25 protein-coding genes and 4 pseudogenes are annotated in these 20,712 nt (G+C 43.9%); 27 read left to right on the plus strand and 2 right to left on the minus strand.

The window, feature by feature from the left end; translation table 11 throughout:
* Nucleotides 1-51: 51 nt before the first annotated feature.
* Nucleotides 52-288, minus strand: coding sequence for a DUF6061 family protein (locus tag CLOL250_RS09665; RefSeq protein ID WP_004843528.1), 237 nt, complete (start codon nt 286-288; stop codon nt 52-54).
* 387 nt (nt 289-675) lie between these two features.
* Between CLOL250_RS09665 and CLOL250_RS09670 the strand changes: the two genes are divergently transcribed.
* The 27 genes and pseudogenes from CLOL250_RS09670 to CLOL250_RS09805 all read left to right on the plus strand — a co-directional run bounded on the left by CLOL250_RS09670 (nt 676) and on the right by CLOL250_RS09805 (nt 19,810).
* Nucleotides 676-1,410 (plus strand): MerR family transcriptional regulator, encoded by a 735-nt coding sequence (locus tag CLOL250_RS09670; RefSeq protein ID WP_008402212.1) that lies wholly within the window; start codon nt 676-678, stop codon nt 1,408-1,410.
* A gap of 118 nt (nt 1,411-1,528) precedes the next feature.
* Nucleotides 1,529-1,906: pseudogene (locus tag CLOL250_RS09675) on the plus strand (tyrosine-type recombinase/integrase); the annotation flags it as partial.
* A gap of 54 nt (nt 1,907-1,960) precedes the next feature.
* Nucleotides 1,961-2,263, plus strand: a complete 303-nt coding sequence (locus CLOL250_RS09680) for a type II toxin-antitoxin system RelB/DinJ family antitoxin (RefSeq protein WP_172681925.1) — start codon at nt 1,961-1,963, stop codon at nt 2,261-2,263.
* On the plus strand, nt 2,263-2,583 hold the full coding sequence (locus CLOL250_RS09685) for a type II toxin-antitoxin system RelE/ParE family toxin (protein WP_008402216.1): 321 nt from the start codon (nt 2,263-2,265) through the stop codon (nt 2,581-2,583). The genes CLOL250_RS09680 and CLOL250_RS09685 overlap by 1 nt, the downstream gene beginning before the upstream one ends.
* Nucleotides 2,584-2,649: 66 nt before the next feature.
* Nucleotides 2,650-3,234, plus strand: a complete 585-nt coding sequence (locus CLOL250_RS09690; protein WP_008402217.1) for a hypothetical protein — start codon at nt 2,650-2,652, stop codon at nt 3,232-3,234.
* A gap of 617 nt (nt 3,235-3,851) precedes the next feature.
* On the plus strand, nt 3,852-4,520 hold the full coding sequence (locus tag CLOL250_RS09695) for a hypothetical protein (protein WP_008402220.1): 669 nt from the start codon (nt 3,852-3,854) through the stop codon (nt 4,518-4,520).
* A gap of 270 nt (nt 4,521-4,790) precedes the next feature.
* A complete protein-coding gene (locus tag CLOL250_RS09705) occupies nt 4,791-5,426 on the plus strand; it encodes a CHC2 zinc finger domain-containing protein (protein ID WP_008402222.1) in 636 nt (211 codons plus the stop codon).
* Entirely contained in the window at nt 5,380-6,666 is a 1,287-nt protein-coding gene (locus CLOL250_RS09710; protein ID WP_023923443.1) for a virulence-associated E family protein, read from the plus strand. The genes CLOL250_RS09705 and CLOL250_RS09710 overlap by 47 nt, the downstream gene beginning before the upstream one ends.
* Before the next feature lie 266 nt (nt 6,667-6,932).
* Nucleotides 6,933-7,097, plus strand: coding sequence for a transposon-encoded TnpW family protein (locus tag CLOL250_RS13770; protein ID WP_004853612.1), 165 nt, complete (start codon nt 6,933-6,935; stop codon nt 7,095-7,097).
* A 112-nt stretch (nt 7,098-7,209) separates the two neighbouring features.
* Nucleotides 7,210-7,656, plus strand: coding sequence for a hypothetical protein (locus CLOL250_RS09715; protein WP_226801020.1), 447 nt, complete (start codon nt 7,210-7,212; stop codon nt 7,654-7,656).
* Between the two features lie 147 nt (nt 7,657-7,803).
* Nucleotides 7,804-8,706: pseudogene (locus CLOL250_RS09720) on the plus strand (VirD4-like conjugal transfer protein, CD1115 family); the annotation flags it as partial.
* A 129-nt stretch (nt 8,707-8,835) separates the two neighbouring features.
* On the plus strand, nt 8,836-9,096 hold the full coding sequence (locus tag CLOL250_RS13420) for a Maff2 family mobile element protein (RefSeq protein WP_008402226.1): 261 nt from the start codon (nt 8,836-8,838) through the stop codon (nt 9,094-9,096).
* 245 nt (nt 9,097-9,341) lie between these two features.
* Nucleotides 9,342-9,854 carry an RNA polymerase sigma factor gene (locus tag CLOL250_RS09730; RefSeq protein ID WP_003533443.1) on the plus strand — a complete coding sequence of 171 codons (513 nt, stop codon included), beginning with the start codon at nt 9,342-9,344 and terminating at the stop codon, nt 9,852-9,854.
* Nucleotides 9,847-10,551, plus strand: coding sequence for a zf-HC2 domain-containing protein (locus CLOL250_RS09735; protein ID WP_015527904.1), 705 nt, complete (start codon nt 9,847-9,849; stop codon nt 10,549-10,551). Before CLOL250_RS09730 ends, CLOL250_RS09735 begins: the two co-directional genes overlap by 8 nt.
* A 158-nt stretch (nt 10,552-10,709) precedes the next feature.
* Nucleotides 10,710-11,168: an RNA polymerase sigma factor gene (locus tag CLOL250_RS09740; RefSeq protein WP_023921375.1), complete on the plus strand. Its 459-nt coding sequence runs from the start codon at nt 10,710-10,712 to the stop codon at nt 11,166-11,168.
* Nucleotides 11,146-11,343 carry a helix-turn-helix domain-containing protein gene (locus tag CLOL250_RS09745; RefSeq protein ID WP_008402229.1) on the plus strand — a complete coding sequence of 66 codons (198 nt, stop codon included), beginning with the start codon at nt 11,146-11,148 and terminating at the stop codon, nt 11,341-11,343. Before CLOL250_RS09740 ends, CLOL250_RS09745 begins: the two co-directional genes overlap by 23 nt.
* 42 nt (nt 11,344-11,385) lie before the next feature.
* Entirely contained in the window at nt 11,386-11,811 is a 426-nt protein-coding gene (locus CLOL250_RS09750) for a hypothetical protein (RefSeq protein WP_005921288.1), read from the plus strand.
* 439 nt (nt 11,812-12,250) lie between these two features.
* Nucleotides 12,251-12,649: a plasmid mobilization protein gene (locus tag CLOL250_RS09760; protein ID WP_040647222.1), complete on the plus strand. Its 399-nt coding sequence runs from the start codon at nt 12,251-12,253 to the stop codon at nt 12,647-12,649.
* Nucleotides 12,621-14,240: a relaxase/mobilization nuclease domain-containing protein gene (locus CLOL250_RS09765; RefSeq protein ID WP_044945864.1), complete on the plus strand. Its 1,620-nt coding sequence runs from the start codon at nt 12,621-12,623 to the stop codon at nt 14,238-14,240. Before CLOL250_RS09760 ends, CLOL250_RS09765 begins: the two co-directional genes overlap by 29 nt.
* Nucleotides 14,241-14,414: 174 nt before the next feature.
* Nucleotides 14,415-14,609: a hypothetical protein gene (locus tag CLOL250_RS13780; protein WP_006573562.1), complete on the plus strand. Its 195-nt coding sequence runs from the start codon at nt 14,415-14,417 to the stop codon at nt 14,607-14,609.
* On the plus strand, nt 14,599-15,339 hold the full coding sequence (locus tag CLOL250_RS09775; protein WP_044945867.1) for a phage replisome organizer N-terminal domain-containing protein: 741 nt from the start codon (nt 14,599-14,601) through the stop codon (nt 15,337-15,339). The genes CLOL250_RS13780 and CLOL250_RS09775 overlap by 11 nt, the downstream gene beginning before the upstream one ends.
* Nucleotides 15,336-16,175, plus strand: coding sequence for an ATP-binding protein (locus tag CLOL250_RS09780; protein ID WP_008402238.1), 840 nt, complete (start codon nt 15,336-15,338; stop codon nt 16,173-16,175). The genes CLOL250_RS09775 and CLOL250_RS09780 overlap by 4 nt, the downstream gene beginning before the upstream one ends.
* Nucleotides 16,176-16,187: 12 nt before the next feature.
* The gene (locus CLOL250_RS09785) at nt 16,188-16,379 is read left to right on the plus strand and encodes a transposon-encoded TnpW family protein (RefSeq protein WP_005946147.1); all 192 of its coding nucleotides are present in this window, start codon (nt 16,188-16,190) and stop codon (nt 16,377-16,379) included.
* Nucleotides 16,380-16,513: 134 nt separating this feature from the next.
* Nucleotides 16,514-18,120: pseudogene (locus tag CLOL250_RS09790) on the plus strand (recombinase family protein).
* A gap of 193 nt (nt 18,121-18,313) precedes the next feature.
* Nucleotides 18,314-18,583 (plus strand): annotated as a pseudogene (locus CLOL250_RS09795) (helix-turn-helix domain-containing protein); the annotation flags it as partial.
* A gap of 230 nt (nt 18,584-18,813) precedes the next feature.
* The gene (locus CLOL250_RS09800; RefSeq protein WP_006859268.1) at nt 18,814-19,341 is read left to right on the plus strand and encodes a hypothetical protein; all 528 of its coding nucleotides are present in this window, start codon (nt 18,814-18,816) and stop codon (nt 19,339-19,341) included.
* A 43-nt stretch (nt 19,342-19,384) separates the two neighbouring features.
* Nucleotides 19,385-19,810, plus strand: coding sequence for a hypothetical protein (locus tag CLOL250_RS09805; protein ID WP_022261510.1), 426 nt, complete (start codon nt 19,385-19,387; stop codon nt 19,808-19,810).
* 44 nt (nt 19,811-19,854) lie between these two features.
* On the opposite strand, the gene CLOL250_RS09810 is transcribed toward CLOL250_RS09805, so the two are convergent.
* Entirely contained in the window at nt 19,855-20,676 is an 822-nt protein-coding gene (locus CLOL250_RS09810; protein ID WP_006859270.1) for a helix-turn-helix domain-containing protein, read from the minus strand.
* Nucleotides 20,677-20,712: the final 36 nt, after the last annotated feature.

Below are 20,712 nucleotides of genomic sequence, written 5' to 3' on the forward strand. Positions count from 1 at the left end.
TTCGCTATATTGATGGGATATATATTTGCATATTATTTATATGGATAAGGATTATAACTCTAGTGAGTCTTCTGCATCTACCCACATCTGTAAATTACCCTCAAGATATAATCTTGCATATTCCAAAGGCTCATCCACAGCCAATGAAGTAAGCGCACATTCTGATCCGTATGTGGTTTTTAGATTTTTTTCAGCTTTCCAGCAATCAATGCGAAGCATATATCCGGCACTTGTGTAAACATCAATACTATCGTGATTTATGTTGTATTCTGCATAAATTGTTCTCATCGTATCTTATCTCCATTTTCTTTTAATAATCAGTTATAGAGTTAAATATCGAAAACATTTCAATCAGTTCACCATGTCGTTATTGTTATACTGTGTTATGAAATTTTCTTTCCCTTATTTTTTCCCATATTAAGGTTCATGAAAACCAATGTGAGAATATAACACAAGGGAAAGAGTAAGGGAAAGCTCACTTGCTACAAACTTAGTATTTTCAAGGGTTTGCGAAGAATTTGATAATTAAATATAACAGTTATTAAATTTCCTAAAATATGTGAAATATCAACTGGAATTTATCAAGCTGTTAATTTTGAAAATTTCTTTGAAAATCTATTGACTCCTACGCAACGTAATAGTTTACGATATGTTTATCGAGAGGAGGAAATGACAATGATGACAGTGAATGAGGTAAGTAAATTAACAGGAATGAGTATACGCACTCTGCAGTATTATGATACCATTGGTCTCTTAAAACCTATTGAATATACAGAGTCAGGTTATAGGCTGTATGACGATACATCCTTGGAAAGGCTGCAACAAATTTTACTGTTTAAAGAATTGGAATTTCCGCTTAAGGAGATTAAAAAGATAATTGATGCCCCTAACTTTGACAGGAATAAAGCATTAGAGCAGCAGATTGAATTGCTTACTATGAAAAAAGAGCATCTTGAAAATCTTATTAGTTTCGCTCGAGGAATAAAAGGAATAGGAGTGAAATATATGGATTTTAAAGTATTTGATACAACAAAGATTGATGAGTATTCTAAACGAGCAAAAGAACAATGGGGACAAACCTCTGAGTATAAGGAGTTTGAAGAGAAAACAAAGAACTGGACGAAAGATGATGAAGCTACTGTTGCAAATGAGTTTATGCAATTATTTGTTGAATTCGGACAAATGAAAGAAATGGACCCAGAAGATGAACAGGTGCAGTTGCAGGTAAGGAAACTTCAGGATTACATTACAGATCATTTTTATACATGTTCTGATAAGATTTTATGCGGTCTTGGAAGAATGTATGCCGGTGGAGGAGAACTTACGGAAAATATTGATGATGTTGGAGGAGTTGGCACAGCAGAGTTTGCAAGTAAAGCTATTGATATATTTTATATGAGCGGAAGGTAAATTCCAGTAATACGCTCTGTTGATGCGCTGATTTTTCTACGATATACTCCTTCAAAAAGGAGTGTGCTCTTATGGGTAGAGAAATTTATGACATCATCAATGACATGGCGGAAGTATTAAATGCATCGCAGATGGCAAAGGAGACAAAGAGAGGAAAGCATATTTTGATGCTAAGACCAAAATTCATTTGTTGAATTATATTGAATCAAGGACAGATAATAATATAGCGTTATTTGTGTCGTTAAACAAACCATACAGTAGACTTACTGAAAGCGGTGTGGAGTTACGATTACGAGAAATGGGGAAGAAGTTAGGTGTAGAAAAGGTACACCCACATAAGTTCAGAAGGACTATGGCCACCAGAGCAATTGAGAAAGGTATGCCGATTGAACAGGTACAGAAAATTCTGGGACATGAGCAAATAGATACAACGCTCAGATATGCAATGGTTAATCAAAACAATGTGAAGCTATCGCATCGAAAATATATTTCATAGATTGATTTGTAACGCAAAAGACGTTACAATAAAAGAAAGATGGAGGTGTATTCTATGGGAAAAACAGCAACATTAAATATAAGAGTAAATCCAGATGTAAAAGAAAATGCAGAAAGTGTATTGGCACAATTAGGGATACCAATGGCTACTGCTATAGATATGTATTTAAAACAAATATCATTAGTAGGAGGAATTCCTTTTTCTGTTGTATTACCAAAAGCGGCTAATTCAGTGAATGCAGATATGATGTCTGTTACACAGATTCATCAAAAGTTAGAAAAAGGATATGCCGATATAGAGAAAGGAAATGTTGAGGATGCAGCTAGTGCGTTTGTGGCATTTAGAGAGAGGCATTAATGAAGCACTATAAGGTAGAGATTACAAAAGAAGCTTTGCAGGATATGGAAGATATATACAATTATATTGCTATAGATTTGCTTGCTCCGGATAATGCAATGGGACAATATAATCGCATTGCTGATGAAATACTTACATTAGACACTTTCCCGGAACGATTTAGGATTATGGATTCTGAGCCGGAAAAGAGAATGGAGTTGCGTAGAATGCTCGTCGATAATTATTCAGTATTTTACACAATCCGTGACGAAAGGGTAATTGTAACGGATGTGTTATACACGGCATCTGATATAGAAGCACGTTTGAGAGGCGAGCTATAAAAGCACGCGTTTATTTGAATTTGTCGACTTGTTAATTTCCAATTTTTAGTGATAGGGAGATACACAATGAATGGTTTGATTATAAAGGTACTCAGCATAAGTATTGCGGTAGTAACCGTAGTATACTTGATTATTTATAAAGGAAATACCATGATTACAAAGATATTTAGCGTGTGTATTATAGCAGCAATGGTAATATACTGGATTGTTTATGAAAGAAATACAAGAAAGCGAAAAAAACAGGAATTACAGCGTGATGACTATTTATTTGCGAAAGAAAACGATTTGCCGTTACAGATAAATTGGAATGAGATAAATGACTTTTTGTCAGATTCCGGATATGGTGTAAATATGCCAATGGAGAATTGGTTTATGATGGATTGGGCGATACAGCCCTGTGTGGAGAATGGTATAAAAGAAGGAAAGTTTTCTATGAAAGGATTTCGAGTGTTACAAGCTTTAAGTAACGATATGAAACACATTTTTTATGATGTGAGGTTTAATTATGACCGTGGTCCGGATATAGAAGATAAAAATAGGAAGTACGAAGCCGTAAAAAAGGTGTTGGATACAAAATACGCCGGTTTGTCAGAAGAAGTACGGAAAAATATATATGACCAATTTGTTAAGATATATGAAAGAAAAATCTAATTACAATACAAAGGAGGAAGCCGTTGGTTTTTTAATGAATGAAACTAATCTTACATATGAAGAATGTTCTAAAGCCAACGATTTCCATATTAGACTAAATAAGAAAAATTAATATACAATTCCAGTTTGTTGGTTATAGTGAAATTCGTTTCGTGAAGACGCCAGAAAAAGTGTGGCAACGAATATTGATTAAATTTTTGAAATAGACATAAATTACCCAATGTTGAAGGGATATATAGATGCATATTGGGTGAAAAATTCCAATATGAAAAAATCACCCAATCAAAATGGGAAGAAGTTCAGAGGACGATGGGGAAATTGTTGAAATATGAAAAAATTCCCCAATTGCGGATGAATGTGTAGGGAAGGATTGGGTGAATATTTGGAATGAAAAAAAACACCCAATGCAGGAGAAAATGTTATCGTAATGCGGTGCCATTCGCATTACGCTGCGCTTCATGCTCATGTCGCGCTGGCGCGCTATACATCCAGTCCGAAAATCAGCCGATTGTGAGCAAGCTCCCATGGCTGATTTCGTCCTGCCTGTGCACCGCTTGTAGAAACGCGCAAATTCCAGTTTATAGAGTTAAAAAATATAAGTTAAGGAGGCATGTATTATGAAAAAAGTAATCTATCTGCTTGTATTATGTATGGTGCTGGGAATGGCTGGATGTGGAACGAATCAAGAAAATAAAGAACCTGTGTCTGGAAATGTGTCCGTAGAAACAGAAAATAAAGAAAATGATGATGTAGTACAAAATGAGCAAATAGCAGATACTGGCTCATATCCTCCATGTGTTATGGTTGATGGTGTTATATATAAAGACACAGGATATGTAGCGTCAATGCCTGGTTGTGGAACAATGGATGGAGAAATTGTGTCAACAGTGGCAGGGACAGAGTTACCATCTGAAAATAATCAATCAAATTTCGGAAGCGGATATCATTATCAAAGGAGTTCTGAAGGTCAGCTCATAGTAGTCATTGATGACGAACGAATCATATTTAGAGATATTGAAAAAGATGATACGTCTATTCCAATAGAGGTTATCAATTTTAATGCAAAAGTAAAAGAAATTACCGATGATGGAGAACTTCTTGTAACGCATGTGAGTACAGCTGAAGGCTTTTGTCAGATGAATGATGGAGAGTATTATGTATCGGCAGAAAATTTAGCGGAAGATGTTCAGGTGGGAGATATCGTTACAATATGGTTTAATGGAATGATTCAAGAAACATACCCTGCTCAATTGGGGGTAGTTTATAGAATCATTAAAACACAATAATTAGTCAAATTCCAGTTTGTAGGGAACAACAGATAAGACAATTTTATAATAAAACAGCGTCAGAGCATTTATGTGTAAAAAGCATGAATGCTCTTTTTTGTGCATTTATGGATAAAGAACAGGAAAGCAGCTTTTGGACAAGTTGTCCAGAAGTTCAAATAAAAATGAAGGAGGACACCTGATGTATAGCAAAAATGGTATTCCGTGGGTAAGACCACCCACACATGACAGAAAGCACAAAAAAGCAAGGGGAGAGGAATTGGGATAAGCATGAATGTATTTGCAGTAGTGAAAGAAAATGTCACTGCAAGGCAGGTGGCTATGCAGTATGGCATCAAAATCAACCGGAGTGGGCTGGCTTGTTGTCCGTTTCATAAAGACAAGACTCCCAGCATGAAGATTGATAAGAGATACTATTGTTTCGGCTGTGGAGATACCGGAGATGCGATAGATTTTGTGGCAAAATATTTCGGGCTTGCACCAAAGGAAGCTGCAATGAAGATTGCATCTGACTTTGGACTGAATTATGACGCAACCAACCGGGCACCACCGAAAAAGATGGCACCAAAGAAAACACCGGAGCAGATACTGGATGAAGAGCAGAAGCAGTGTTTTTGTGTTCTGTCAGACTATTATCATCTGTTAAGGAAATGGAAAACAGAATATGCACTGAAGAGCATGGATGAGGAATGGCATCCCTGCTTTGTAGAAGCTCTGCAGAATATCAGTAAAGTGGAATATCAGCTTGATACTCTCCTTGAAAAGGATATCCCTGACAGAGCTTCTGTTGTTTCTGACATTGGAAAGGGGGTGAAGTCGATTGCAGGAAGAATTGAAGAGTATCGGAGAAGTCAGGGCGATGCTGGAGAGCACAGAAAAGGGAGAAGTCAGGAAAACAGTCGGTAACTATCGTCTGATTTTGATGAATGACCCTAATCTGCAGGGTGCATTCCGTCTGAACATGTTTACGGATAAAATCGACATTACAAGGGATTTGGGATGGTATCGTGAAAGCGACAGCCTGACGGATGTTGATTTGAAATTCCTTGTTGTCTACCTTGAAAAGCATTATGGATTATCCAACGAAAAGCGGATTGAGGATGTGATAAAGGTCGTGGCAAATGAAAACAGATACCATCCGGTTCTTGACCGCATCAATTCCATAACATGGGATGGCAGGGAGAGGATACGCTATGCACTGCATCATTTCTTAGGGGCAGAGGTCAGTGAGTACACCTATGAGGTAATGAAGCTTTTTATGATAGGGACGATAGCAAGAATTTCATGCCCGGGCATCAAGTTTGAAGTAATGCTCTGCCTGGTAGGTGGTCAGGGAGCCGGTAAATCCACTTTTCTGCGTTTCCTTGCCATGGAAGATGACTGGTTTACGGATGACTTGAAGAAAATGGATGATGATAATGTATACCGAAAAATACAGGGGCATCTGATTATAGAGTTCCCTGAAATGGTGGCAATTCTCAATGCCAAGAATGTGGAAGATACCAAGTCCTTTATGAGCAGACAGAAAGACACTTACAAGACCCCATACGACAGGCATCCCAAAGACCACAAGAGGCAGTGCGTGTTTGCCGGTTCATCAAATTCGCTGGATTTCCTGCCTATGGACAGGTCGGGAAACCGAAGATTTCTGCCTATTCTTTGCAATATGGAAGAGGCGGAAACTCATATACTCGATGATGAAAAGACATCAAGGGAATATATCGACCAGATGTGGGCAGAGGCTATGGAAATCTACAGGAGTGGCAAATGCCAGCTGAGGCTTCCGAAAGAGATGGAAAAAGAGCTTTGTGAGTATCAGAAGCAGTTTATGCAGGAAGATACCAAGAAAGAGCTGATTCTTGACTATTTGGAGCATTACGAGGGAAGCATGGTATGTTCAAGGCAGTTATATTCTGAGGCATTGGGAAATGACGGAAATCCGGCACAATGGGAAATTCGTGAGATTAATGACATTATGAATAACTGCAGTGATTGGATTGCCTTTAGTAATCCAAGACATTTTCCTGAACCATACCGCAGGCAGAAAGGATGGGAGAAGCCTGACAACAGAGGTCAGGATTTTCAACCGATAACCAAGGAGCAGATGGAGCAGTTATCATTGCCACCGGAGTGGATGGAGAGATAAATGCCTGATAGGTTGTCGGCTGGTTGTCTATCCCGTTGCCAACCCCGTTGTCGGTTCTATGTTCTATAAAACCTTATATTTACTATGTTTTTAAGGGATATATATAGTTCTGACAACGAAAGCAACGGAATATTTGAGAAAAAGTAAATTTAGGAAAAGTAACTATAAATAAAAGGAATTGAGAGTTTTTAGAGGTCGGTTGTCAGCTTCCGGTTGTCAGCTGAAAGAGGCTCTTCCTTACCAGGCAGACATAAAGGAGAACACAAATGGAGAATAGAAAATCACACACACCGGTAGCACTCAGAAAGCAGATAGGTGGCACAATGTATGTTGTGAGAGTGCATTTCAATGAGGATGCCGAAGAAAGCATGAAGGACAAGATAAAGAGGCTGATTGAGAATGATGTTAGGGCAAATCAGCATACGGCATAGGTAGAAAAGCATATGGAAAACTTGCATATATTGTGGTATAATTAGTATGTTCAATAAGAGCGAAAAATAAGAATATTCTTAACAGATGAATTTATGGAAGGGGGAATTTATCATGAGGAAGAATGTAAAAATCATTGTTGGTGTCGTTGTGCTTATTCTTGTACTCGTTGTTGGTTCTTTTGTAGGACTCATAATTAACCGTACCAACGACCATAAATTTGGGAGATATGTATCAACGGAAGGTCCTTGGGGAATGACTGCCACCTGGGTATCGGAGGACAGTGCCAGTTATCTTGTCTGCAAGAAGGAAAACGATGAACCGTTTGCCAATGTTACAGCCTATTTTCAGGGTGTGGACGGTTGGCAGGCCTATGAGTTGAATAGCATCGATAGAATTGTTTATCTGGACATTGTAAAAGATGGCGTTGTTGTTGACGGCACCAGCGGCTATATGAAATTTGATGGAACTACATTTACTATTACAGATCTGGACAAAGATACCTTTGGTGCAGATGAATTTCATTATGTCATTACCGATAAGGAGTTCAGTCCCGAATAAAGTGTCAAACCTATTCCAGTTTGGGCATGAGGTTGCCGAAAATCAAAAGTGAATAAAAATGACTTTATAGCCATTGTGGAGAAATCTACAGTGGCTTTTTTCATGCAATGAAATGTATGGGTACTAAAAAGTCTTTGACATTTTGTTTCAGGTAAGACAGCCAAGAGTATTCTGGTTTCCTGTGGTGCGAGACTTGCACCATTTGACATCAAGGAAGTCAGGGAGATAACAGCATATGATGAACTCGACTTAGGGGACATCGGTAGAAGAAAGACAGCATTGTTTGTCATTATTTCGGATACAGATGATTCCCTTAATTTTTTGGTATCAATCATGTACACACAGCTTTTCAATCTGCTCTGTACGATTGCAGACGATGAATACCATGGAAAGCTCCCGGTACATGTTAGGTGTATCTTAGACGAGTTCACAAACATCGGACAGATTCCGAAGTTTGACAAGCTGATTGCAACCATACGAAGCAGAGAGATATCGGCTTCCATTATCCTACAGTCTAAGGCACAGTTAAAGTCAATTTATAAGGATAACGCAGAGACGATCGAGGGTAACTGCGATACATTTCTGTTTTTAGGTGGCAAGGAAAAGTCAACATTAAAAGATCTGTCGGAAGTGCTGGGTAAGGAAACTATTGACACATACAACACATCTGATACCAGAGGAACATCTCAGTCCTATGGTCTGAACTATCAGAAACTTGGACGAGAGCTTATGAGCCAAGACCGCCTGGCTCTTATGGATGGCGGCAAATGTATATTGCAGGTGCGTGGAGTAAGACCGTTCTTTTCAGATAAGGTTGATATAACCGCACACGAGATGTACAAAGAGCTTTCGGATTTTGACAAGAAAAATCAATTTGATATTGAGAAATATGTTTCCGAATATGGCAGACCGAAGTTTTCCAAGAAGGATAAGTTCATAGAACTTGACCTTACCGGAGTGAAGTATCCGGATGATCTGGTGAACTTTGCCATAGAGGAAGCCGGGATGATGAAGAAAGCAGAGCAAAACGAAGCAGCGGCTTTACAGTAAAAAGAATAAATGAGGGGAGAATCCTTCATGTGTGTATTTGCCGCTGCTCCTGATCTATCACCACAATAGACCGCTCTTATTATATCACGGAGGGTCGAAAAATAAGAGATTAAAAGGAGATTATTTATTATGAATTTACTTATGAATTATGCCATGACTGCCATGTCAGGCTCTAACTTACTTTCAAGTGTTGCGTCATTTTTTGCTTCACACAAGCTGCTTGCAAACCTGCTTATCCTGCTTGACTATACATCGTTCCTTACAAGCGGTGTATCAGCACTCAAGGTCGTTATCATTGCAGTAGGCGGTGGTCTTGCAGTTCTTGGCGTTGTAAATCTGCTTGAAGGTTATGGTAATGATAACCCGGGTGCAAATGCTCATGTACGGTAGAGAAGCACAAAGCAAAACAAGGATAGCCAGCCCTGCCACTATTCCGAAGTCAGGGGAACGCAATAGAAAAATTCATAGCTGTATGCTATACTTAATTAGCATTTGAACATATCAAGCTGACACAGCAATCTCTTTACTTGCCGTTAATGCGCGTCTACCAATAGTCCGCACAAAGCAAGAGTAGCGTAAAGGTATAAAAATTTCAAACTTCTTTGTAACGAAATTCCGATTTCTCCGTCTAACCTATGAAGCTGAAGGAGGTGATGACAAGTATGGACTATGAAAAACTCTATAAAGCCTACTATTTACAGGTATACTCGTATACTATTTCTCTTGCCAAAAATCGTGAGATAGCAGAGGAAATCACGCAGAACACATTCTATAAGGCTGTTTCTACAACATCACAATTCAAAGGTAAGTCAGATGAATTGACATGGCTCTGCTCCATAGCAAAAAATCTTTACCATGATGAAATGCGAAGCCGTCAGCGAGTAGCTGATGTGAGTGAAATCAATGACTTGCCATCAAATGAAAATGTTGAGAACTCAGTTGCAGATTCTGACATGGCGTTCCGCATACACCTCGTTCTTCACCGTTTGGAAGAACCATACAAAGAAGTCTTTCAGCTTCGCGTATTCGGGGAACTATCTTTTTCACAAATCGCTGCAATTTTTGGAAAAACAGAATCATGGGCGAGAGTTACTTATCATCGTGCAAAGCTAAAAATTCAAGAAAGGATGGATGAAAAGCATGAGTAAACAATGCGATATTGTTCGAGATATTCTTCCGCTGTATGTTGACGATGCTTGCAGCGAAGCAAGCGCAGAGATGGTAAAAGAGCATTTGAACGCCTGTGCTGACTGTAACGCAATTTATCAGAAATTGCTTTCTCACACGAGCGAAGATGTTCTTCACGAAGAAAGCGAAAGCGTTATTATGCGCCATGAGGCAAAAGAAAAGCAGAGAGGCAGAAAAAAGATAACGATTGCTGTTCTCGTTTCCATCGCTCTTTGTATCATTGCAATTTTTACAGCTCTCTTTCTGTTACCTATAAACATTGCTTATGAGCCTGTCAAAATCGACTTCCCATTTGAGGTTGAAGATGTCGAAAACGTTGAAATGTACCACTATGACGGAGTGCCTGCATCAGCAGAAAAGAAAGTAGTTGTTGCTGAAAATGATATAAAGACCCTGTATGATAAGTTCAAGGGCTTATCCCTAAAAGACAAAACGACTGAGGAAACTGCCGGAGCAGATGTGACCAGCTTTAGATTTAACCTCTCAGATGGAACAAGCTACGATTTGATTTACGCCTGCTATGGGGTTAAAAACGGCGAATTGAAGTCAGCAGCAGGCGGTTTTAAGTATTTCACAAGTGCGGATATCGGCTCTTATTGGAACAATTTGAATACGGAACTTGAGGCAATTCCTATCAATGAGAGTGAATTGCCGTGAGCAGATAGCAAACCCAGCCGAGCCTGTCAACGGTCAAGATGAACGGCGCAAATGCGCCGCCGTTGACAGCCCCGCCCGTCTTTGCTGTTCGGTAATCAAGAGGGCGACAGCACAAGATGCTGCCGCCCTCTGCCATTATTCAGAAAGGGGGATTTTCCATGACCGAACACGAAAAGTATCAAGAACATATCCGGCATACACACGATGCCTTTTGCAAGACTGTTATTCGCCACGCTGCCATAGACGCAGCCCGGAGCATACGGAGCCGCCGCAAGCGGGAAATCTCGCTTGAATATCTGATAGAAGAAAAACACTATCCATTCAGTACCACAGATAAATACTTTGCGGAGCAATCCGGCATGACCAGCTATCCGCTTTTCGTCTGTGGTCAGATGGTGCTTTTGGAAAGTCCAGAGCTTGCCGCAGCCCTGTCCGCACTATCACAGATGGAACAGGAAATCATTTTCTTGTACTACTTCCAACGATTGACGCATAGGGAGATTGGACGGAGATATGGACGGGCTGGCAACACAACCGGGCGGCGTATTCAGATGATTTTACGGCGGCTACGGGCAGAGTTGGAGGGTTTGTCCTATGAGCCAGCTACTTCCCTATGAGACAATCGTTAAGGCAAGCGAGGGCGACCCGGAAGCTGTTGCCGCCGTCCTATCCCATTATGCGGGATATGTCCGCTCTTGTGCGAAAATGGACGGACAGATTAACACGGATATGCAGGAGCATATCGTCAGGCAACTGATAGAAAGCCTGTTGAAGTTCCACTTTGACCGCTAAACAGAAAAGTTGTATAATTAGAGCCTGACAAATTAAACTTCAATGAGGGTAGAGCAAATGGAACAGATTATCAATTATAGAGACATACCCACAGATAAAAGGATTGACATATTAAATGCTCTTGAGCGAATAGGTTTTTTTCCGGCATACGGCGGCGTGAGAACAATGCAGCAAATTATGGAAAAGTCAGTTCCAGGTTCAGGCCCACAATTCTATTTCGTTTTCCGTGAAAATGAGTTGATAGGGTACAATTTTCTCATTGGGGACACTAAGAAATATAAAGCGTTCCCATGGCTTGCTATTAGCAATATGGATGAGCAGAAGTTGACTGTTTGTGAAGAACTGATGAAAATACAAATTGCCTTTTTTGAAGAACTCGGAATGCAAAAGATAGCAGATCATTGCGTTAGGATTATGGAAGATTACAGAAAAGGAATTGGAAAGCGGAAAGAAAGCGATTGCAGATAAATTCCATTTGAAAAACGGCTGACAATTTAATACCGCCGCCCATCACAGCGGCAGATAAGCAGTAAATCTTGAAAAGGTTTACTGCTTTTTTTGCGCCCATTTTCAAAAATCTTTGGCAAACCACACCGCCGGATTGTTGTAGGGAGCAGACAGGGAAAATAAAAAAATTTTCGCTGCGTTTGCCAAAACGCCCCCTTTTCACCGTTGTAGTGGTGAACAGCGGGCAGAACACGCCGCCGCAATCGCTATATTGGTGGAGCAAGCCAGTATATCCGCAAACCAGAGCCGCCGAGGAAAGCGGTAGTTTTTTAGAGCAAGATTCTACCACGGTGCCAAAATCCGCATATCTGCGGTTTTGCCCCTTTGGTAAATCTTGTTGGGGAGTGCCTTCCCCAAACCCTGCTCATGCGCCCTGTCGGGCGAGAAAGGAGGTCAACGCTTGAAGAAAAAATACAACACACCCCACCGCTGCCATGTGGTCAAAACCCGCATGACCGAGGAAGAATACGCCGACTTTACCGAGCGGCTGAAACACTATGACATGAGCCAAGCCGAATTTATCCGGCAAGCCATTACACGGGCGACCATTCGCCCCATCGTTACCGTTTCCCCGGTCAATGATGAACTGTTGTCCGCCGTTGGCAGGCTGACCGCCGAATACGGAAAAATCGGTGGCAACCTCAATCAGATTGCCCGCGCCCTCAACGAGTACGGCACACCATACAACGCCCTGTCCGTTGAAGTCCGCGCCGCCATTTCTGACCTTGCTGCCTTGAAGTTTGAAGTCCTGCGAAAGGTAGGTGACGCTGTTGGCAACATTCAAACATATCAGCTCTAAAAATGCGGATTATGGCGCAGCCGAGCAGTACCTCACCTTTGAACATGACGAGTTTACCATGAAGCCCACCCTTGATGAAAACGGGCGGCTCATGCTCAGGGAGGACTATCGAATAGCCACGCTGAACTGCGGCGACGAGGATTTTGCCGTTGCCTGTATGCGCTCCAATCTCCGCTATGGGAAGAACCAGAAGCGGGAAGATGTAAAAAGCCACCACTACATTATCAGCTTTGACCCACGGGACGCGGTGGACAACGGTTTGACCGTAGACCGGGCGCAGGCGTTGGGCGAGGAATTTTGCCGGAAGCAGTTTCCCGGACACCAAGCCATTGTCTGCACCCACCCGGACGGACACAACCACAGCGGCAATATCCATGTGCATATCGTTATCAATTCTCTGCGGATAGAGGAAGTTCCGTTCCTGCCTTACATGGACAGACCGGCAGACACCCGCACCGGGTGCAAACACCGCTGCACAGACGCGGCGATGGAATACTTCAAAGCCGAAGTCATGGAGCTGTGCCACCGGGAAAATCTCTATCAAATCGACCTTTTGCATGGCAGCAAAAACCGCATTACCGAGCGTGAGTATTGGGCGCAGCGGAAAGGGCAGGCAAAGCTGGACAAGGAAGCTGCTGCCTTGCCAGCCGAGGAGCAGCCAGCCAAGCCCACGAAGTTTGAAACAGACAAGGAAAAATTGCGGCAGACCATACGCACCGCGCTGTCCTCTGCCGCAAGCTATGGCGAGTTCGCCGCCGTTCTCTTGCAACAGGGCGTGACTGTCAAGGAGAGCCGAGGGCGGCTATCCTACCTCACGCCGGACAGGACAAAGCCCATTACCGCCCGCAAGCTGGGAGATGATTTTGACCGCGCTGCCGTTCTTGCCCTTTTGGAACAGAACGCCCACAGAGCCGCCGAGCAGACCGCAACCGTACCCGAATACCCCCGCAACATAAGGGAGCGTTTGCAGGGCAAAAAAGCTGTCCAAACCACCCCGGAAAAGGACGGTATTCAGCGCATGGTTGACCGGGCAGCGAAGCGAGCGGAGGGAAAGGGCGCGGGCTATGATTGCTGGGCGGCAGTCCACAATCTGAAACAAATGGCGGCTACCGTTGCCGCCTACGGGCAGTACGGCTATTCGCCGGAGGAGCTGGACGCAGCCCTTGTATCCGCCAATGCGGATTTACAGGACAGCACCGCCAAGCTGAAAGCCCTGGACGCTGCTATCCGGGAGAAAAAGGAGCTTCAGACACAGGTGCTTGCCTATGCCAAGACCAAGCCTGCCCGTGACGGTCTGAAAGCGCAGAAAACGGAAAAAGCCCGCAGCGCCTACCGGGAACGGCACGAAAGCGATTTTATCATAGCGGACGCAGCCACCCGTTATTTTCGGGCGCATGGCGTTTCCAAGCTGCCAAGCCATAAAGCCCTGCAAGCGGAAATCGAACGGCTTACCGCCGAAAAGAACGCCCATTACAACGAATACCGGGAGAAAAGAGCCCGTGTCAAGGAGCTGCATACCGTGAAAAGCAATCTTTCTCAAATCCTGCAAGGCGAGAAAGACAGAGAGAAAAAGCACGAACATGAGCGTTAAAAACCGCCCCGAAACGATACCAAAACGGGGATATGCCCTGCACCCTATCCGCAATACTGCCCACCTTTGAAACGGGGTGCACAGCGCAGGAAATCCCCGAAAATGACACCGAGAAACTACATTTTTACCGACCTATCCGCTTATACCAGCGGAAACGGCAGAAAGGAGCGAGAAATGCCACGCATGAGCAAAAAGCGGCGGTTGGAATGGAGCTTTTTCCTCAACCACCGAAACCGTATTACCTACAATGACCTTTGCCGGGGCTGCACACACGGCTGCAAGCAGAGCTTCCGGGCGATTATCGTCCTCTGCCCCCGGTATTTCTCTAAGAGATGGAAACACAGGGAGGACACCGCCAATGGCAGATAACCGCAAATATTACTACCTCAAACTGAAAGAAAACTTCTTCGACAGCGATTCCATTGTGCTGTTGGAGGACATGAAAGACGGGATTTTGTATTCCAATATCCTCTTGAAGCTGTACTTAAAATCGCTGAAAAATGGCGGCAGATTGCAGCTTGACGAGCATATCCCCTATACCGCCCAGATGATAGCCACGCTGACCCGTCACCAAATCGGGACGGTGGAACGGGCATTAGCCATCTTCCAGCAGTTAGGGCTTGTGGAGCAGCTTGACTGCGGGCTGCTTTATATGACCGACATCGAGCTGATGATCGGTCAATCCTCTACCGAAGCGGAACGGAAACGCGCCGCAAGGCTTGAAAATAAGGCACTTTTGCCGCCGCGGACAAATGGCGGACATTTGTCCGACATTCGTCCACCAGAGATAGAGATAAAGAAAGAGATAGATATAGAGTTAGAAAAAGAGGGAGAGTTAAAGGGACAAGCCATCGCCCGCAGCTATGGCAGATATGAGAATGTATTTCTGACTGATACGGAGCTTTCCGAACTGCAAGCGGAGCTGCCCGAAAAATGGGCGTACTACATTGAGCGGCTTTCCGGCTATATCGCGTCCACGGGCAAGAAATATAAAAACCACGCCGCCACTATCCGCAGATGGGCGGCAGACGATACCGCAAAGGCTGCCCCGAAACAGGGCATACCCGAATACGCCTGCAAGGAGGGCGAGAGCTTATGAGTAATCTGTTTACAGAACGAGTTTTGAATATGGCGGCTGTTACCCCACAGCCGGAGGACTACACGGGCGAGGACGGACTGCTTTACTGCGGCAAGTGTCACACTCCGAAAGAAGCCTACTTCCCGGAAAAGCAAGCCGCCCTGTTTGGGCGTGACCGCCACCCGGCAGAATGTGACTGCCAGAAAGCCCAGCGTTTGGAGCGTGAAGCCGCCGAACAGCGCAGAAAGCACCTTGACACCGTGGAGGACTTGAAACGCCGGGGATTTACCAATCCTACCATGCAGGAATGGACTTTCGCCAACGACAACGGGAAATGCCCGCAAATGGAGATTGCACACTTCTATGTGGAGCATTGGGAAATCATGCGCGAGGAAAATATCGGCTATCTGCTATGGGGCAAGGTCGGCACAGGAAAAAGCTATTTTGCCGGGTGTATCGCTAATGCCCTCATGGAGCAGGAAGTCGCTGTCCGCATGACGAACTTCTCTGCGATTTTGAATGACCTGACCGCCAGCTTTGAGGGGCGCAACGAGTATATCGAGCGTCTTTGCCGTTTTCCTCTGCTTATCATTGATGATTTTGGAATGGAGCGCGGCACAGAGTACGGTTTAGAACAGGTCTACAATGTGATTGACAGCCGCTACCGCAGCCGCAAGCCCTTAATCGTTACCACCAATCTGACATTGGACAGCCTGCAAAATCCGCTGGACACCGCCCATGCCCGGATTTATGACCGCCTTTTGGAAATGTGCGCCCCTATCCTCTTTACGGGAGAGAACTTCCGCCGTGAAACGGCGCAAGCCAAGCTGAACAGACTAAAAGAATTGATGAAATGAAAGGAGTTGCCTATGGCAGAGAACAAGCAGAACACCACCCCGGAACGCCGCCCGGACTGCGTGACAGAGATCCGCATGGGCAACACCGTCCTTGTCGTTTCCGGCTTTTTCAAAAAAGATACCACCGACACAGCAGCCGATAAGATGATGAAAGTGCTGGAGGCGGAAGCCGCCGCAGGACACAAAGCCCAGCTTTCGCCCTAACGCTACAAGCCGCACAGAAAAATCGTCATTTTACCGGGCGGTAAAGAAGCAGAAGCCGCTATACAGACAGCCGCCCCATGTGGTATAATCGAAATACGGAATAGTGGGGCTGGCTGTCGGAAACGGAGGATTTTATGTTAAGACAGACCACCCAGAAAATCACTGCCCTTTATCCAAGACTATCCCATGAGGACGAGCTGCAAGGCGAAAGTAATTCCATTTCCAACCAGAAGCGTATCCTTGAAACCTACGCAAAGCAGAACGGCTTTTCCAATCTGCGCTGGTACACGGACGATGGCTATTCTGGTGCGAACTTCCAAAGACCGGGCTTTCAATCCATGCTTGCGGACATTGAAGCCGGGAAAGTGGCTACCGTTATCGTAAAGGATATGTCACGGTTAGGGCGAAACTACCTGCAGGTGGGAATGTATACCGAGATGATTTTCCCACAAAAAGGAGTCCGCTTTATCGCCATCAACGATGGAGTAGACAGCGCACAGGGCGACAATGATTTTGCCCCTCTGCGGAACATTTTCAACGAATGGCTGGTGAGAGATACGAGTAAGAAAATCAAAGCTGTAAAACGGTCAAAAGGCATGAGCGGCAAGCCTGTTACGAGCAAACCCGTGTACGGCTCCTCATGGACGAGGACGAAAACTTCATCATTGACGAGGAAGCCGCACCCGTGGTCAAGCAGATATACCGTCTGTGCCTTGCCGGGAACGGTCCGACCAAGATAGCCCGTATGCTGACCGAGCAGGAAATCCCAACGCCGGGAACGCTGGAATACCGCAGGACGGGCAGCACACGCCGCTATCACCCCGGCTATGAGTGCAAATGGGCGACAAATACCGTGGTGCATATCCTTGAAAACCGGGAGTACATGGGCTGTTTGGTGAACTTCAAGACGGAGAAACCGTCCTACAAGACCAAGCACAGCATAGAAAATCCCATTGAGAAACAGGCAATTTTCGAGAACCACCATGAGCCTATCATCGACACCCAGACATGGGAGCGTGTGCAGGAATTACGCAAACAGCGCAAGCGTCCGAACCGCTATGATGAAGTGGGCTTGTTCTCTGGTATGCTCTTTTGCGCGGACTGCGGCAGCGTCATGTATCAGCAGCGTTACCAGACCGATAAGCGGAAACAGGACTGCTATATCTGCGGGAACTACAAAAAGCGCACCCATGACTGCACCGCACATTTTATCCGCACCGACCTTTTGACTGCGGGCGTTCTCTCCAATCTACGGAAAGTGACGAGCTATGCGGCAAAGTATGAAGCCCGGTTTATGAAGCTGCTGATCGAGCAGAACGAGGACGGCGGCAAACGCCGGAACGCCGCCAAGAAAAAGGAACTGGAAGCTGCCGAAAAGCGTATCGGTGAACTTTCCGCTATTTTCAAGCGGCTGTATGAGGACAGCGTAAGCGGTCGCATTTCTGACGAGCGTTTCACGGAGCTTTCGGCAGACTATGAAGCCGAACAGCAGGAATTGAAAGAGCGTGTTGCCAGAATACAGGCGGAGCTTTCCAAAGCACAGGAAGCTACCGTAAACGCAGAAAAGTTTATGAACATTGTCCGCAAGCACATGAACTTTGAAGAACTGACCCACACCCTCTTACGTGAGTTTGTAGAGAAAATCGTTGTGCATGAGTGCAGCTACGATGAAAATGGCACACGCAGACAGGATATTGAGATTTACTATTCTTTCGTCGGCAAGGTGGACTTGCCCGAATGACCGCCTGCCCTATCCGATACCAAAGACAAGTACCGGATAGGAAAGGCAAAATTTTTTACACTTCTATTACTTCTTTATCACACATAAGCAAAGTCACAGGGCATGAAGCAGCTCATGGCTAATTAGATGTAATAAAAGCGGAGAAAGGAAAAGCACAATCCAGACGGAACCGGCGGTGTAGTCAAGAAATATTGTGGAAACGCAAGATTTCTGCTATAATGGGTATAAAACACTTGACGATGGAAAGAAAGGCGGGAAGCCTATGCACATTAGTTATCAGCCACTATGGAACACACTGAAAGAGCGTGGCATGAGGAAAGAGGATTTGCGGCTTGCCGCCGGTCTTACCACAAATATGATTGCCAACATGGGCAAGGGAAAGAATATCAGCATGGAAACGCTGGTTCGCATTTGTGAAGCCTTGAATTGTGGTATTATGAATGTGATTAAATTAGAACAGGACAATATCTAAAGCGATATAATTTTATATTTGATTCGATTTGCACAAAAAATTAAATTTTAATGGTGTATATTTTCTATTGTACCCAATGTAAATAAGTGCTATCATAAAATAAAACAAGTACATTTGAAACATTTTATGATTTGAGAGTGTGCTTGCAGGTTAGTAGCATATTGCCAATAACTGAATACAAAAAATGTAGGTTCTGGTCATTTTAGAAAGGAGCATTGTTTATGAAAAAATTTAGTAAAAGATTGTTTACCTCGTTGGTAGCGTTTTGTATGCTTTTTTCTGTGAGTGCGGTTCCTGCTTTTGCAGCGGGAACAACAACGGAAATAACGGATACTCAACAGCCGGTAGTCATTGGAGAATATGACGGATACTTAACCGATGTTATGATTTCCGATGGTGTCACCAAAAGAGCAGTCGCTAATGTTCGTATTAACTCTTATGCAACTTATGATGAGGATGATGGGATTCAAGTTCATGTGAAGTTGTATGTACCGTGGTATGAATCTCCAAAACCGGAGTTCACTGGTATGACTGGTACAGTTAATGTGCTTATGAACAAAAAATCCACCAATACGGCATTTGCAGAATTAGCCGACGGTGAAGAAACAATCGAAACTGATGTGGATACTGGAAGAACAGGTAATAGCGGAGATAAGGGAACGGTTTCTGTTTCTGGTGTTGCTACCGCTAATAATGCCTTGGCAGGCGGTGGAGCTTTCGCTATTTCTTACCCTGTGACACTTCCCTAATTAAATGCAAAACAGTTGTGAATTAAGGTTGGTAATAGGTAAAATGAAACGGTTATTGGCAATATGCGTATGTTTTTTTATGTGTGTAGGCTTATGTTCGTGTGATTCTTCCCAAACTCGGTCGGTATCATCATATAACTGGTCTTTAGAATTTATTACTGATTTAGATGGTAATATGTTATTCTCAGGTTCAGTGCATGATGACATACCAGTATTGGATTTGACATTGAGTTTTGAAGAAAAAAGTTTTATCTTAACAGATAACACTCATAAACAAGAATGGACAGGTACATATTCGCTTGAAAAGATTGACAATTCTTCTTCGAAACTCGGATTAACTTTTGAAAATTTAGAGGAGCCTGTTACAGGCGTATATGGAACAAGAGTTTATTCTGATGATTCAGAAAGCGCAACAATTACATTACAAACTGATGAAAATATCCTGTCTTTTGTTGGAGAAGATTCATAAATAAAAACAGCCGCTGTAGGAACAAAATCCTACAACGGCTGTTTTTATTTCCACGGCCTGCGCCGGAAGTTCATACCAGACTGTTTTATCAGCGGGGATTTCTTGAACAGCTTTTTCAAAAGGCTTCGTTCCTCTTGTGAGAGCCGCTTGTATTTGAGCCGGAACGCCTTGCAGAATATCTCCGTGAATTGCTGAACCCTGTCCCCCGGAGATTGCATGGCCTTTTGTACTTCCCGTATAAGTTCATCGGCAGGCGTGGTATCCGGCGCACTTTCGCTGTCATTTTCGTGCGCCTTGCGTATATCATGGAGAATGACGTCCCATGTTTTGTGCGTCACATGGCAGAAAAAATCTTCTTCCTCTATCTGACAGGCTTCCAACACTTTGATTGCCCGGTCTGCCGCAGCTTCGGGGTGTTCTTCCAGTACCATAGCCCGTAAAGCAGCCAGTGAGCTGTTTGTGTCATGGAAGTGCATGGTTGCTATCCCGTCCACATAGATTTCTGCGTCTGCCAGCAATTCCTTAAATTTTTCATGGGAGATAATCTCACACAGCAGCCGGTTATTGAAGCGTTCACTTTTCAGCAGTTCCACGACTTCATCACTCAAATGTAATTCTTCTATCGGGGTGTTTTCATATCTCCGATTATTGGTAAGGCCGAGCAGATAGTCAACCGACACCTGATAGAAGTCTGCCAGCTTCAACAGGCTGCCGTGGTTAATTTCCTTGTATTCGTCGTTGTCGTTTTCATAACTGCCGAGGGCTGATTTTGAAATGCCGGTTTCCTGTGCCAGTTCTTCCAGATTCAAGCCCCGTTCCACCCGTAAATCTTTCAGGCGTTCCTGTACGGAAATGCGGGTTTTCATAAACACATCGCTCCTTCCTGCGGCTGGCTGCCGCTG

Origin of the sequence: Clostridium sp. L2-50, from assembly GCF_000154245.1 — a bacterium.
Taxonomy (GTDB): Bacteria; Bacillota; Clostridia; order Lachnospirales; family Lachnospiraceae; genus Coprococcus.

Bases quoted from the DNA above. Each gene is read 5' to 3' on its own strand.
- CLOL250_RS09665 (WP_004843528.1), bottom strand. From the start codon at position 288: ATGAGAACAATTTATGCAGAATACAACATAAATCACGATAGTATTGAT.
- CLOL250_RS09810 (WP_006859270.1), bottom strand. From the start codon at position 20,676: ATGAAAACCCGCATTTCCGTACAGGAACGCCTGAAAGATTTACGGGTG.
- CLOL250_RS09735 (WP_015527904.1), top strand. From the start codon at position 9,847: ATGAGTAAACAATGCGATATTGTTCGAGATATTCTTCCGCTGTATGTT.
- CLOL250_RS09775 (WP_044945867.1), top strand. From the start codon at position 14,599: ATGGCAGATAACCGCAAATATTACTACCTCAAACTGAAAGAAAACTTC.
- CLOL250_RS09805 (WP_022261510.1), top strand. From the start codon at position 19,385: ATGAAACGGTTATTGGCAATATGCGTATGTTTTTTTATGTGTGTAGGC.
- CLOL250_RS09750 (WP_005921288.1), top strand. From the start codon at position 11,386: ATGAGGGTAGAGCAAATGGAACAGATTATCAATTATAGAGACATACCC.
- CLOL250_RS09705 (WP_008402222.1), top strand. From the start codon at position 4,791: ATGAATGTATTTGCAGTAGTGAAAGAAAATGTCACTGCAAGGCAGGTG.
- CLOL250_RS09800 (WP_006859268.1), top strand. From the start codon at position 18,814: ATGAAAAAATTTAGTAAAAGATTGTTTACCTCGTTGGTAGCGTTTTGT.
- CLOL250_RS09710 (WP_023923443.1), top strand. From the start codon at position 5,380: ATGCTGGAGAGCACAGAAAAGGGAGAAGTCAGGAAAACAGTCGGTAAC.
- CLOL250_RS13780 (WP_006573562.1), top strand. From the start codon at position 14,415: ATGCCACGCATGAGCAAAAAGCGGCGGTTGGAATGGAGCTTTTTCCTC.
- CLOL250_RS09685 (WP_008402216.1), top strand. From the start codon at position 2,263: ATGAAGCACTATAAGGTAGAGATTACAAAAGAAGCTTTGCAGGATATG.
- CLOL250_RS09690 (WP_008402217.1), top strand. From the start codon at position 2,650: ATGAATGGTTTGATTATAAAGGTACTCAGCATAAGTATTGCGGTAGTA.
- CLOL250_RS09780 (WP_008402238.1), top strand. From the start codon at position 15,336: ATGAGTAATCTGTTTACAGAACGAGTTTTGAATATGGCGGCTGTTACC.
- CLOL250_RS09730 (WP_003533443.1), top strand. From the start codon at position 9,342: ATGAAGCTGAAGGAGGTGATGACAAGTATGGACTATGAAAAACTCTAT.
- CLOL250_RS09670 (WP_008402212.1), top strand. From the start codon at position 676: ATGATGACAGTGAATGAGGTAAGTAAATTAACAGGAATGAGTATACGC.
- CLOL250_RS09745 (WP_008402229.1), top strand. From the start codon at position 11,146: ATGAGCCAGCTACTTCCCTATGAGACAATCGTTAAGGCAAGCGAGGGC.
- CLOL250_RS09695 (WP_008402220.1), top strand. From the start codon at position 3,852: ATGAAAAAAGTAATCTATCTGCTTGTATTATGTATGGTGCTGGGAATG.
- CLOL250_RS09680 (WP_172681925.1), top strand. From the start codon at position 1,961: ATGGGAAAAACAGCAACATTAAATATAAGAGTAAATCCAGATGTAAAA.
- CLOL250_RS13420 (WP_008402226.1), top strand. From the start codon at position 8,836: ATGAATTTACTTATGAATTATGCCATGACTGCCATGTCAGGCTCTAAC.
- CLOL250_RS13770 (WP_004853612.1), top strand. From the start codon at position 6,933: ATGGAGAATAGAAAATCACACACACCGGTAGCACTCAGAAAGCAGATA.
- CLOL250_RS09740 (WP_023921375.1), top strand. From the start codon at position 10,710: ATGACCGAACACGAAAAGTATCAAGAACATATCCGGCATACACACGAT.
- CLOL250_RS09785 (WP_005946147.1), top strand. From the start codon at position 16,188: ATGGCAGAGAACAAGCAGAACACCACCCCGGAACGCCGCCCGGACTGC.
- CLOL250_RS09715 (WP_226801020.1), top strand. From the start codon at position 7,210: ATGAGGAAGAATGTAAAAATCATTGTTGGTGTCGTTGTGCTTATTCTT.